The sequence below is a fragment of the Nocardioides sp. FY1077 genome (assembly GCF_058681775.1).
Genome location: NZ_JBZWDB010000002.1, coordinates 850,489 through 863,266, shown reverse-complemented (window position 1 = coordinate 863,266; position 12,778 = coordinate 850,489). Strand labels below are relative to the sequence as shown.

The 12,778-nt window shown below is 74.2% G+C and carries 9 protein-coding genes; 6 read left to right on the top strand and 3 right to left on the bottom strand.

Annotated features, from left to right (window positions below; all coding sequences use genetic code 11):
• The first annotated feature begins 36 nt into the window (after positions 1-36).
• From AC4OR8_RS08995 to AC4OR8_RS08970, 6 genes are all read left to right on the top strand, one after another.
• Positions 37-2,628 carry a bifunctional FO biosynthesis protein CofGH gene (locus tag AC4OR8_RS08995; RefSeq protein WP_492165193.1) on the top strand — a complete coding sequence of 864 codons (2,592 nt, stop codon included), beginning with the start codon at positions 37-39 and terminating at the stop codon, positions 2,626-2,628.
• 101 nt (positions 2,629-2,729) lie between these two features.
• The gene (locus AC4OR8_RS08990; RefSeq protein WP_492165192.1) at positions 2,730-3,773 is read left to right on the top strand and encodes a mechanosensitive ion channel family protein; all 1,044 of its coding nucleotides are present in this window, start codon (positions 2,730-2,732) and stop codon (positions 3,771-3,773) included.
• A 303-nt stretch (positions 3,774-4,076) separates the two neighbouring features.
• A complete protein-coding gene (locus tag AC4OR8_RS08985; protein WP_492165191.1) occupies positions 4,077-5,132 on the top strand; it encodes a sugar ABC transporter substrate-binding protein in 1,056 nt (351 codons plus the stop codon).
• Between the two features lie 204 nt (positions 5,133-5,336).
• Positions 5,337-6,113, top strand: coding sequence for an ATP-binding cassette domain-containing protein (locus tag AC4OR8_RS08980; protein ID WP_492165190.1), 777 nt, complete (start codon positions 5,337-5,339; stop codon positions 6,111-6,113).
• A 49-nt stretch (positions 6,114-6,162) separates the two neighbouring features.
• The gene (locus AC4OR8_RS08975; RefSeq protein ID WP_492165189.1) at positions 6,163-7,428 is read left to right on the top strand and encodes a sugar ABC transporter permease; all 1,266 of its coding nucleotides are present in this window, start codon (positions 6,163-6,165) and stop codon (positions 7,426-7,428) included.
• 7 nt (positions 7,429-7,435) lie between these two features.
• On the top strand, positions 7,436-8,692 hold the full coding sequence (locus AC4OR8_RS08970; protein ID WP_492165188.1) for an ROK family transcriptional regulator: 1,257 nt from the start codon (positions 7,436-7,438) through the stop codon (positions 8,690-8,692).
• A gap of 157 nt (positions 8,693-8,849) precedes the next feature.
• Here the strand turns inward: AC4OR8_RS08970 and AC4OR8_RS08965 are convergent, their stop codons facing one another.
• The 3 genes from AC4OR8_RS08965 to xylB are packed head-to-tail and all read right to left on the bottom strand — an operon-like array spanning position 8,850 to position 12,747.
• On the bottom strand, positions 8,850-10,154 hold the full coding sequence (locus tag AC4OR8_RS08965) for an ROK family transcriptional regulator (protein WP_492165187.1): 1,305 nt from the start codon (positions 10,152-10,154) through the stop codon (positions 8,850-8,852).
• Between the two features lie 2 nt (positions 10,155-10,156).
• Entirely contained in the window at positions 10,157-11,317 is a 1,161-nt protein-coding gene (gene xylA, locus AC4OR8_RS08960; RefSeq protein WP_492165186.1) for a xylose isomerase, read from the bottom strand.
• 23 nt (positions 11,318-11,340) lie between these two features.
• Positions 11,341-12,747, bottom strand: coding sequence for a xylulokinase (gene xylB, locus AC4OR8_RS08955; protein WP_492165185.1), 1,407 nt, complete (start codon positions 12,745-12,747; stop codon positions 11,341-11,343).
• Positions 12,748-12,778: the final 31 nt, after the last annotated feature.

Below are 12,778 nucleotides of genomic sequence, written 5' to 3'. Positions count from 1 at the left end.
GGGGCAGTGGGGTGCGCCGGGGATAGCCTGACGGCGATGCCAGACCTGCCCCCGCCGCGACCTCTCGAGCCCTCCCCGACCCCGCAGCAGCTGCGTCGCGCGCTCGCCCGCGTCGAGCGCGGAGCCGCGATCGACGTCGACGAGGCCACCGTGCTGCTCGGCGCCACCGGCGACGACCTCGACCGGCTCACGGCCGTCGCGGGCCGGGTGCGCGACGCCGGGCTCGTGGCGGCCGGACGCCCCGGGGTGGTCACCTACTCCCCCAAGGTGTTCGTGCCGGTCACGCGGTTGTGCCGCGACCGGTGCCACTACTGCACCTTCGTCGACTCCCCGAGCGGCCTCGAGCGCGCCGGCCACGCGATGTACCTCTCCCCCGACGAGATCCTCGACCTCGCCCGTGCCGGCGCCGAGGCGGGCTGCCTCGAGGCGCTGTTCACCCTCGGCGACCGCCCCGAGGAGCGCTGGCCGCAGGCGCGCCGGTGGCTCGACGAGCAGGGCTACGACTCCACGCTCGCCTACGTGCGGGCGATGGCCGTGCGGGTGCTGGAGGAGACCGGACTGCTGCCCCACCTCAACCCCGGCGTGATGACCTGGGAGGAGATGAACCGGCTCAAGCCGGTGGCCCCCTCGATGGGGATGATGCTGGAGACCACCTCCCGGCGGCTGTTCGAGACCCGCGGCGAGGCCCACTTCGGCTCGCCCGACAAGGACCCCGACGTGCGGCTGCGCGTGCTGGAGGACGCCGGTCGGCTCTCGGTGCCGTTCACCACGGGGCTGCTGGTCGGCATCGGCGAGACGCGCCGCGAGCGGGCCGAGACGGTGTTCGCGCTGCGCCGGGTGGCCAAGGCCTACGGCCACCTGCAGGAGGTGATCGTGCAGAACTTCCGCGCCAAGCCCGACACCGCGATGCGCCACACCGACGACCTCGGCCTCGACGAGCACCGCGCGGCGATCGCGGTCACTCGGGTCGTGCTGGGTCCCCGGGCGCGGGTGCAGGCCCCGCCCAACCTGGTCGACACCGAGGCCGGCTCGGGCGAGTGCCGGGCGCTGCTCGACGCCGGCGTCGACGACTGGGGTGGCGTGTCGCCGCTGACGCCCGACCACGTCAACCCCGAGCGGCCCTGGCCCACCCTCGAGCGGCTGCGCGAGCTCACCGCGGCCGCCGGCCTGCAGCTGCGGGCCCGGCTGACCGTCCATCCCGAGCACGTGCGCGCCGCGCTCCACGACGGCAGCGCGTGGCTCGACCCGCGGGTGGCCGGTCACGTCGCCGCACTGGCCGACGACGACGGCCTGGCGCGCCCCGGCGCACGCGCCGTGGGGCTGCCCTGGCAGGAGCCCGACGGCGGGGCCGCGCTGACCACCGCCACCGGCCGCACCGACCTGCACACCGCCGTCGACTCGGAGGGCCGCACCGACGACCGACGCTCCGACTTCGCCGGGGTCTACGGCGACTGGGAGTCGGTGCGCGAGGCCGCGGCGTCCACCTCGACGCCCACCGCCGTGCCCGGCCCCCGCGTCAACCTCGCCGCGGGTCGCGAGGCCCTGGCCGCGGCCGAGGCCGACCCCGGCGGCCTCTCCGACGCCCACGCGCTGACCCTGATGACCGCGGAGGGCGCCCTGCTCGACCAGGTCACCCGGCTGGCCGACGACCTGCGTCGCGAGGTCGTCGGCGACGACGTCACCTACGTGGTCAACCGCAACATCAACTTCACCAACGTCTGCTACGTCGGCTGCCGCTTCTGCGCCTTCGCCCAGCGCCGCACCGACGCCGACGCGTTCTCGCTCTCGCTCGACCAGGTCGCCGACCGCGCCGAGGAGGCCTGGGAGCTCGGGGCCACCGAGGTCTGCATGCAGGGCGGCATCGACCCCGAGCTGCCGGCCACGGCGTACTTCGACCTCGCCGCCGCCGTCCGTGCGCGGGTGCCCGACATGCACGTGCACGCCTTCTCCCCGATGGAGGTCGTCAACGGCGCGGCCCGCACCGGCCTGTCGTTCGAGGACTTCCTGCTGCGCGCCCGCGAGTCGGGGCTGGGCTCGCTGCCCGGCACGGCCGCGGAGATCCTCGACGACGACGTGCGGTGGGTGCTCACGAAGGGCAAGCTGCCGACCGCCACCTGGATCGACGTGGTGTCCACCGCCCACCGCGTGGGCATCCCGACCACCTCGACGATGATGTACGGCCACGTCGACGACCCGCGACACTGGGTGGCCCACCTGCGGGTGCTCTCCCGCGTGCAGGACACCGCTCGCGAGCACGGCGGGGCCGGCTTCACCGAGTTCGTGCCGCTGCCGTTCGTGCACACCTCGGCGCCCATCTACCTCGCCGGCGTCGCCCGCCCCGGGCCCACCCTGCGCGACAACCTGGCCGTGCACGCGATGGCGCGCATCCTGCTGCACGGGCGCATCGACCACGTGCAGACCTCGTGGGTGAAGCTCGGCGTCGACGGCACCCGCGCGATGCTCCTCGCCGGCGCCGACGACCTCGGCGGCACCCTGATGGAGGAGACCATCAGCCGCATGGCCGGCTCCGAGCACGGCTCGGCCAAGACGGTGGCCGAGCTCGTCGACATCGGCGCCGGCATCGACCGGCCCGTGCGCGAGCGCACCACCCTGTACGGCGCTCGCTGACCCTGCCCCCGGAGGGTCCGGCACGGGGTCGGCACGGGGTCGGCACCGGGTCCGCACGGGGTCGGCGCGCGCCGACGGGTGGTGGCTTGCCACGATGACGCATGCGCGTTTCGTGGAGCACCGCCCTGGTCGCCGGCGGGTCGGCCCTGCTGGGCGCCCTGCTCGTCATCGTCGTCACCCACCTGCTGGCGCGGCTCGTCGTGCGCCGGTGGGCGCCCGGCGAGCGGCTGTTCCGGCAGGCGCGGGTGCCCTACCGCGTGCTGGTGCTGGTGGTGGCGCTCAACGGCTGGGTCGTCGGTGTGCGTCGGCGCGGCGACGACGAGACGTGGTGGCAGGTCGCGGTGCTGGCCGGCCGGTCGCTGTGGATCATCGCGGCCGCCTGGCTGATCACCGTCGTGCTGCTGTTCCTGCAGGACCTCGGCCTGGGGCGGGCCCGCACCGACGTGCGCGACAACCGGGCCGCCCGGCGGGTGCGCACCCAGGTGCTGATCCTGCGTCGGCTCACCGTCGCCCTGATGGTGCTGCTCGCGCTGGGCGCGATCCTGATGGGGTTCCCGGGGGTGCGCACGGTGGGGGCGAGCGTGCTGGCCTCGGCGGGCCTGATCTCCGTGGTGGCCGCCCTGGCGGCGCAGTCGACGCTGGCCAACGTCTTCGCCGGCGTGCAGCTGGCGTTCAGCGACGCCATCCGCATCGACGACGTGGTGATCGTCGAGGAGGAGTGGGGCTGGATCGAGGAGATCACGCTCAGCTATGTCGTCGTGCGGCTGTGGGACGACCGGCGGATGGTGGTGCCGTCGACGTACTTCACCACCACGCCCTTCCAGAACTGGACGCGGCACACCTCCGAGCTGCTCGGCGCGGTCGAGCTCGACCTCGACTGGCGCGTCGACACCGCCCGCATGCGCACCGCCCTCCCGGCGATCCTCGACGCCGGCGGCGACCTCTGGGACGGGCGCACGGCACTGGTGCAGGTCACCGACGCCGTGCAGGGCTACGTGCGGGTGCGGGTGCTGGTCACCGCGGTGGACGCCGGCACGCTGTTCGACCTGCGCTGCCACGTGCGCGAGGGGCTCGTGGCCTGGTTGCGCGAGCACGACCCCGACGCGCTGCCGCGGCTGCGGCTGGAGGGCGACGAGCGCGACTGACCGCTGCGCCGACGGGCCCGCACCGGCTGAACGTTGTCCGCCACAACATTCACCCCGCCCTCCATCTGACCCGGTCCACCGACCGCCGACGCGCCCCGTCGGGGCGTCCCGGCACCGCAGGGCGCCGGAACCAGTCGGTAACAAGTTGGACACATAGTCCGGCTGGGCTATGGACGTGACTGCAGTCACTCCTTATGTTGTGGCGAACAACAAACAGGCGAGGGCCCATGGTGGGTCGCCGCTGTTCACCGCGAGGAGGCGGATCGCGTGAAGCGAATTCAGGGTTTGGCAGTGGCGGGTGTCGTGGGTCTGTCGATCGCACTCACCGGGTGTGGGTCCGACGACAGCTCGAGCTCCACCGGCAGCGAGAGCGGCGGCAGCGAGGCGGCCGGCAAGATCGGCGTCATCCTCCCCGACACGAAGTCGTCGGTCCGCTGGGAGAGCGCCGACCGTCCCGCGCTCACGTCCGCTTTCGAGGACGCCGGCGTCGAGTTCGACATCCAGAACGCCGAGGGCAGCGCCGACACGATGGCGCAGATCGCCGACGGCATGATCGCCGACGGCGTGACCGTCCTCGCGATCGTCAACCTCGACTCCGACTCGGGCGCGGCCATCCAGGAGAAGGCCGCCACCCAGGGCGTCAAGACCATCGACTACGACCGCCTCACCCTCGGCGGCTCGGCCGACTACTACGTGTCGTTCGACAACACGAAGGTCGGCGAGCTGCAGGGCCAGGGCCTGGCCGACTGCCTCGGTGAGAAGGACGCCAACATCATCTACCTCAACGGCTCGCCCACCGACAACAACGCGACGCTGTTCTCCGAGGGCGCCCACAGCGTGCTCGACGAGGTCAGCAGCTACACCAACGCCGGTGAGCAGGCCGTCCCCGACTGGGACAACGACCAGGCCGTCACCATCTTCGAGCAGCTCTACACCCAGGCCGACGGCGACGTGCAGGGCGTGTACGCCGCCAACGACGGTCTCGGCGGCTCCGCCATCTCCATCCTCGAGAAGAACGGCGTCGCCGGCGAGGTCCCGGTCACCGGCCAGGACGCCACCGTCGAGGGCCTGCAGAACATCCTCACCGGCACCCAGTGCATGACGGTCTACAAGTCGGCCAACGACGAGGCGGCCGCCCTGGCCGAGACCGCGATCGCCCTGGCCAGCGGCGAGGAGGCCGAGACCAACGGCACCACCGAGGACGTCGACGGCGACCGCGAGGTCCCCTCGGTCCTGCTCGACCCGGTCTCGATCACCGCCGAGAACGTCCAGGACGTCATCGACGACGGCGGCCAGACCGCCGAGGACATCTGCGCGGGCGAGTTCGCCAAGGCCTGCGAGGACGCCGGCATCTCCTGATCCACCCCCGGTCGACCGCTCCGGTCGACCACCGCCCCGCCGCCGTCGCGCCCCACCGGGCGCCACCGCGGCGGGGCCCCCGGCTCCGGGGAGGTCGCGGCCACCCCGCGGCCTCCCCGGCCACCAGCACGTCCGGCACCACCCGGCACCAGCCGGAAGCACCCGTCCGACAGACCACCCGAACCCACGACCGGAGGCCCTCCGATGCCCTCACCCCTGCTCGAGCTGCGCGGAGTCAACAAGAGCTTCGGCGTGGCGCACGTGCTCCACGACGTCGACTTCGCCGTCTACCCCGGCCAGGTGACCGCCCTCGTCGGCGACAACGGCGCCGGCAAGTCGACCCTGGTCAAGATCATCGCCGGCATCTACGGCCGCGACACCGGTGACTACCTCTTCGACGGCAAGCAGGTCTCCGTCCACGGCCCGCGCGACGTGGCCGACCTGGGCGTCGAGATCGTCTACCAGGACCTCGCGCTGTGCGACAACCTCGACATCGTCGAGAACATGTTCCTGGGCCGCGAGGCCCGCAAGGGCATCGTGCTCGACGAGACCACGATGGAGTCGCGCGCCCGCGAGACCCTGGCGTCGCTGTCGGTGCGCACCGTGAAGTCGGTGCGCCAGAGCGTGTCCAGCCTCTCCGGCGGCCAGCGCCAGACCGTGGCCATCGCCAAGGCCGTGCTGTGGAACTCCAAGATCGTGCTGCTCGACGAGCCCACCGCGGCCCTCGGCGTCGCCCAGACCCGCCAGGTCCTCGACCTGGTGCGCCGCCTGGCCGACCGCGGCCTCGGCGTGGTGCTCATCTCCCACAACATGACCGACGTCTTCGAGGTCGCCGACCGCATCACGGCCCTCTACCTCGGTCGGGTCGCCGCCGACGTGCCGACCACCGAGGTCAACCACAGCCAGGTCGTCGAGCTGATCACCGCCGGCCGCAGCGGCAGCCTCGGCATCGCCAGCGACCCCGCCACCGCGACCGTCTGACGACGACGCACCCCGACTGCCACCCACCCGCTCGAGCCGAGGAACCACGATGACCACGACACCCACCTCCCAGGTCGCCGAAGGCGACTTCGCGGCCGACTCCCGCTCGAGCTCGACCTTCGGCGACGCCGTGCGCGACTACCGCGACCGGCTGCGCGGCGGCGACATGGGCTCGCTGCCCGCCATCGCCGGCCTGGTCGTCCTGCTGATCATCTTCGGCCTGGCCAACGACCGCTTCTTCTCGCTGCTCAACATGGCCAACCTGGTCGTGCAGGCGGGCCCGATCTGCCTGCTCGCCATGGGCCTGGTCTTCGTGCTGCTCATCGGCGAGATCGACCTGTCGGCCGGCGTGGCCGGCGGCGTCTCCGCCACGGTGGCCGCGATGCTCATCGTGGAGCAGGGCCTGCCCTGGTACGTCGCCGTGCTCGGCGCGCTGGTGGTCGGCGCCTTCATGGGCCTGGTCATCGGCGAGCTGGTCGCCCGGCTCGGCATCCCGTCGTTCGTGGTGACCCTGGCGTTCTTCCTCGGCCTGCAGGGCGTCATCCTCAAGCTGATCGGCGAGGGCGGCTCGATCCGCGTCGCCGACCCCGTCATCCGCGGCCTGACCATCGACAACGTCCCGGTCACCGTCGGCTGGATCGCCGCCGTCGTGCTCGCCGTGGCCTTCGCCGCCGGCAGCCTGCTGTCCTACCGCAAGAAGGTCGCCAACGGCCTGCAGCACAGCCCCGTCAGCATCGTGGCCGCCAAGGTCGTCGTGTTCGCGGTCGTCGTCCTCGGCCTGACCGCCCTGCTCAACGCCAACCGCAGCCTGAACCCGAACTTCCCGATCGCCGGCATCCCCTACGTGCTGCCCGTCGTCGTGGCCCTGCTGATCCTGTGGACGTTCGTGCTGACCCGCACCACCTTCGGTCGCCACCTCTACGCCGTCGGCGGCAACGCCGAGGCCGCGCGCCGCGCCGGCATCAACGTCACCCGCATGCGCGTCTCGGCCTTCGTGATCGCCTCGAGCATGGCCGCGGTCAGCGGCATCGTGCAGTCGTCCTACACCGGCAAGGTCTCCACGGCCTCCGGTGGCGGCAACGTCCTGCTGTACGCCGTGGGCGCGGCCGTCATCGGCGGCACCAGCCTCTTCGGCGGCCGCGGGCGCGCCCTCGACGCCGTCCTCGGTGGCGTCGTGATCGCGACCATCGCCAACGGCCTGGGCCTGCTCAACCAGGCCAGCTACATCAACTACCTGGTGACCGGCGGTGTGCTGCTCCTCGCCGCCAGCGTCGACGCCATCTCGCGGCGTCGCCGCTCGGCCTCGGGCGTCTGAGGACCCGGTGGCGCCGGATCGACGCGTCGGGACCGGCACCAACCAGGAGGCCGTCCGTCGCCACAACCTCGGCACCCTGCTGCGCCACGTCCACCGCGCCGGCGCCATCTCCCGGGCCGACCTGACCACCCGCATGGGGCTCAACCGCAGCACCATCGCGGGACTGGTCGCCGAGCTGGAGGCGCTCGGGGTCACCGAGCGCACCCTGGCCCCCGGCCGGCGCACCGGCGCCGGCCGGCCCTCCGCGGGGGTCGCCCCGGCCGCCGAGGGCCCGTTCGTCATCGCCGTCGACCTGGGCGTCGACCGGATGGTCGTGGCCCGGGTCGGGCTGGGCGGGGTCGTCCAGGAGCGCGCCGAGGCCCCGATCCTGGGCGGCGGCGAGGCCTGGCAGGTCGGCTCGGGTGTCGCCTCCCTCGCCCGGCGGGTGGTGGCGAACGCCCCCACCGGATCGGCGCTGGTCGGCATCGGCGTAAGCGTCCCGGGCCTCGTGCGCCGCAGCGACGGCCTCGTGCGCCTCGCGCCCAACCTGGGCTGGCACGACGTGTCGTTCGGCCCGATCGTGCTCGCGGCGCTCGGCGTCGACGTGCCGGTGTCGGTGGCCAACGACGCCGACCTCGGCGCCCTGGCCGAGCACCACCGCGGTGCGGGACGCGGCGTCGACGACCTGATCTACGTCTCGGGCAACGTCGGCGTCGGTGCCGGGGTGATCACCGGCGGACGTCGCCTCGAGGGCGCGGGCGGGTACGCCGGCGAGGTCGGCCACCTGCGCTACGACCCCGACGGCGCCCCCTGCCACTGCGGCAACCGCGGCTGCTGGGAGACCGAGGTCGGAGCCCACGCGATCGCCGCCGCCATCGGCCTGACGGCCGACCGGGTGGCCGAGCTGCACTCCGTGCTCGACGGCTACGCCGAGCCGACCGAGGCGCTGCGGCGCACCGGCGTCCACCTCGGCCACGGGCTGGCCAGCGTGGTCAACGCCTTCAACCCGCAGGTCGTCGTGCTCGGCGGGTACTTCCGCCCGCTCTACGCGCTCGTGGGCGACGCCGTCGACGCCGGCCTCGCCGACCGCGCGCTGCCGGCCCCGCTGGAGTCGGTGACGCTGACCGCGCCCGGCCTCGGCGCCGACTCCGTGCTGATGGGCGCTGCCGAGGCCGCGCTCGAGCCGCTCTTCCAGGACCCCGTCGCGGGCCTGTCCACCGCGTTGTTCGACGTCGGCACGGGCCTCGACCCGCGCGGGCTGCAGCGCTCCCCCGCCTCCGCCTGAGGGGCCGGGGTGGGCAGTTTCCCCGGCCGGCCGGGGAAACCGGCACTGGGTGGCTGAAATTTCGGCCGCCCAGTGCCGGTTTCCGCCTCACTCCCTGGACGTCGGTCGCCGGGAGGCGGCTCCGCACCCGCGCCGACGACCGGGCCACGCGCCCGGACTACGGCGCGAGGCACCGCCCGCGGGGGTCGTCGAGGTCGCGGGTGCCGGCGAAGACGCCGTCGAGCGACAGCTCGGCCGCGCCCAGCGCGGCGGCGCGGATGCCGAGCAGGCTGGTCCGCAGCTCCGGGCGGCGCTGCGCGCTGGCCGGCAGGCGGGCGTCGAGGGTAGCCCGCGCGGGGTCGAGCACCAGCTCGCCGAGCGCGCTGAAGTAGCCGCCCAGCACCACCACGTCGGGGTCGAGCAGGCAGGTCACCGCCGCCAGCCCCAGGCCGACGTGCTCGCCCACCGTGACCAGCCCGGCACGCACCTCGGGGTCGGTCGCCGCGGCCTCGGCCACCGCCTGGGCGGTGCGCAGCGGGGTGTCCAGCTCCTCGCCGCCCACGGCCTCGAGCATCGCCAGCAGCCCGACCGAGGCCTCCCAGCAGCCGCGGCGACCGCACCCGCAGCGGGCGGCGGGGTCGCCGACGGGCATGTGGCCGACCTCGCCCGCGAACCCGCCGGAGCCGTGCACGACGCGCCCGTCGGCGAGGATGCCGGCACCGATGCCGACGGTGCCGGTGACGTAGACGACGTGGCCCACGTCGACGGCCGCGCCGTGGCGCGACTCGGCGTACACCGCGCAGTTGGCGTCGTTGCCGACGGCGACCGGCGTACGGCGCCCCAGCGCCTCCTCCACGACCGCGGCGAGGTCGAGGGCCGGCGGCAGCACGCCGGGCTGCAGGTTGGGTGCCCACGCGATCGTGCGGTCGTCGCTGCGCACCTGCCCCGGCACGGCCACCACGGCGCCGACGACGTGGTCGGTGGCGACGGCACGGGCGACGTCGGCGGCGAGGGCCACGAGGTCGGCCAGGCCGTCGCCGTGGGCGGGCCGGGTCTCCTGCAGCCGCTCGACCCCGGCGAGGTCGACCACGACGGCCGCGACGTAGTCGACGTTGAGCTCGAGGCCCACACCGACGTACGACGCGCCCGTGAGCCGCACCGGTCGGCCAGGGCGGCCACGCCCGACCGGCGCGGCCGCCTCGTCCTCGGCGACCGCCCCGGCCTGCTCGAGGGCGGCGACGATCGAGCCGACGGTGGCCTTGGCGAGCCCGGTGGCCTTGGCCAGGTCGGCCCGGCTGGCAGGGCCGTCGGCGCGCAGGGTGCGCAGCAGCAGGGCGGTGTTGGCCCGGCGCAGCCCCTCGCCGGTTCCCCGCTCCCCGGTCGCCCGGTCGCCGGGGACGCCGAACGGCGCCACCCCCGTCCCGACGGCCCCGGAGGTGCGGGGGGCGTCAGGGACGACGGTGGCGCCGTCGGTGTCGGTCACGCTCAGCGCACGCCGTAGAGGTGCTCGAGGGCGAGCTGGTCGAGGTGCTCGAACGCCATGCCCTTGGCCGCGAGGGCCTCGACGTCGGGCTCGGGCGAGGCGAGCAGCTCGGTCCAGCCCTCGCCCTCGTCCATCGTCGGGGTGCTGAGCTCGGCGACGCGGGCGGCGGCCAGCGCCTCCTGCACCTCGGGGTCGGCGCGGAACGCCTTGGCCTTCTCGCGCAGCACGAGGTAGTTGGTCATGCAGCCCTTGGCCGAGGCCCAGACGCCGTCCTCGCCCTCGGTGCGCGCGGGCTTGTAGTCGAAGTGCACAGGACCGTCGTACCCACCGGCGAGCAGGGTGTCGACGACCCAGAAGGCGCCGCGCACGTTGCCGGCACCGAAGCGCAGGTCCTGGTCGAAGCGGGGGCCGTGCTGGCCGTTCAGGTCGATGTGGAAGAGCTTGCCCTGCCACATCGCCTGGGCGTAGCCGTGGGCGGCGTTCAGGCCCGCCATCTCCTCGTGGCCGATCTCGGGGTTGACCCCGACCAGCTCGGGACGCTCGAGGGTCTCGATGAAGGCCAGGGCGTGGCCGATCGTCGGCAGCAGGATGTCGCCACGGGGCTCGTTGGGCTTGGGCTCGATCGCGAAGCGCAGGTCGTAGCCCTTCTCGACGACGTAGTCGCCGAGCACGTTGAAGGCCTCCTGGTAGCGGTCCAGGGCGGCCGCCACGTCCTTGGCCGCGCCCGACTCGGCGCCCTCGCGCCCGCCCCACGCGACGTACGTCTGCGCGCCGAGCTCAGCGGCGAGGTCGATGTTGCGCATGACCTTGCGGAGCGCGAAGCGGCGCACGTCGCGGTCGTTGGCGGTGAAGCCGCCGTCCTTGAACACCGGGTGGGTGAACAGGTTGGTGGTGGCGGTGGTGACGACCAGGCCGGTGTCGGCCAGGCCGGTGCGCCAGCGCTGGATGATGCCGTCGCGGGTGGCGTCGTCGCTGCCGAAGGGGATCAGGTCGTCGTCGTGGAAGTTCACGCCGTAGGCGCCGAGCCCGGCGAGCTGCTCCAGGGCGTGCACGGGGTCCATCGGTGCCCGGGTCGCGTCGCCGAACGGGTCGCGGCCGGAGTAGCCGACGGTCCACAGGCCGAAGGAGAACTTGTCCTCGGGGGTCGGGGTGGGGATCTGCACGGTGGTGCCTCTCGGTTGGCTGGTCACGACCACGACTCGGTGCGGTCGCGCAGGGTGGCGTAGGCCGCGCGCACGTCGGGTGCGTCGGCTGGGGACGGGGCGGGGGTGTCGAGCGGCAGCTCGACGGTGCCGTGCAGGGGCCAGTCGGGCGGCGTCGCCGCCCCCGACAGGGCCCAGGCGGCCTGGCGGGCGGCGCCCAGGGCGACGTACTCCCCCGCCGGCGGCAGGGTCAGCGCTCGACCCAGCACGGCGGGGCCCAGCGCGCGCAGCGCGGGGCTGCGGGTGGCGCCGCCGACCAGCAGCACCCGGCGCGGCTGCTCGCCGGTCTCGGCGACGAGGCGGTCGACGGCGTCGGCCAGCGAGCAGAGCAGGGCCTCGAACGCGGCGCGGGCCAGGTCGGCTCGGGTGGTGGTGTCGCTCAGGCCGGTCCAGGTGCCGACGGCCTGCGGGCGGTCGGGGGTGCGCTCGCCGCCGTAGTACGGCGACAGGGTCACCCCGCCGGCGCCGGGGGCGGCCGTGAGGGCCAGGTCGGAGAGCTCGTCGAGGTCGACCCCCAGCCACCGGGCCTGGTGGGCCAGGATGCGGGCGGCGTTCATCGTGGTGACCATCGGCAGCCAGCCGCCCTGCGCGTCGGCGAAGCCGGTGACCGTGCCGGTCGCGTCGGCGACCGGGCGGGTGCTGATGGCGGAGGCGACACCCGAGGTGCCGACGGAGACCAGGACGTCGCCGGGCCCGAGGCCCAGGCCGAGGGCGGCGGCCATGTTGTCGCCGGTGCCGGCGGCGACCACCTGGCCGGCGGCGGTGCGGCCGGCGACCGCGCCAGGGGCGACGACCTCGGGCAGCGCGGCGTCGTGACCGAGCGCGCTGGCGAGCAGGTCACGGCGCCACTCGCCGCTGCGCGCGTCGAGGTAGCCGGTGCCGGAGGCGTCGCCGCGGTCGGTGAAGACCGGGGTGCCGGGCGCGCACAGGTGGGCGGAGACGTAGTCGTGGGGCAGCAGCACCTGCGCGACGCGCGCCGCGGCCGCGGGCTCGTGGTCGCGCAGCCAGCGCAGCTTGGTGGCGGTGAACGAGGCGACCAGCACGCTGCCGACGCTGTCGGCGCAGGCCTGGGGGCCTCCCCACTCCTCGACCAGGTCGCGGGCGGCGCCCGCGGAGCGGGTGTCGTTCCACAGCAGCGCGTCGCGCACCGGCTCGCCGGCCTCGTCGAGGGCGACCATGCCGTGCTGCTGCCCGCCCACGGCGATCGCCGCGGCCTGCTCGCGCAGCCCGTCGGTGGCGGCGTCCACGGCGGCGAGCCAGACCCGCGGATCGACCTCGGTGCCGTCGGGGTGGGGCACGCTGCGGCTGTCGACGACGGTGCCGTCGGCGGCGTCGACCAGCAGCGCCTTGGTGCTCTGGGTGGAGGAGTCGATGCCTAGGACGTACGTCACCCCCCTATTAAGTACGGACGTCGAACTAAAG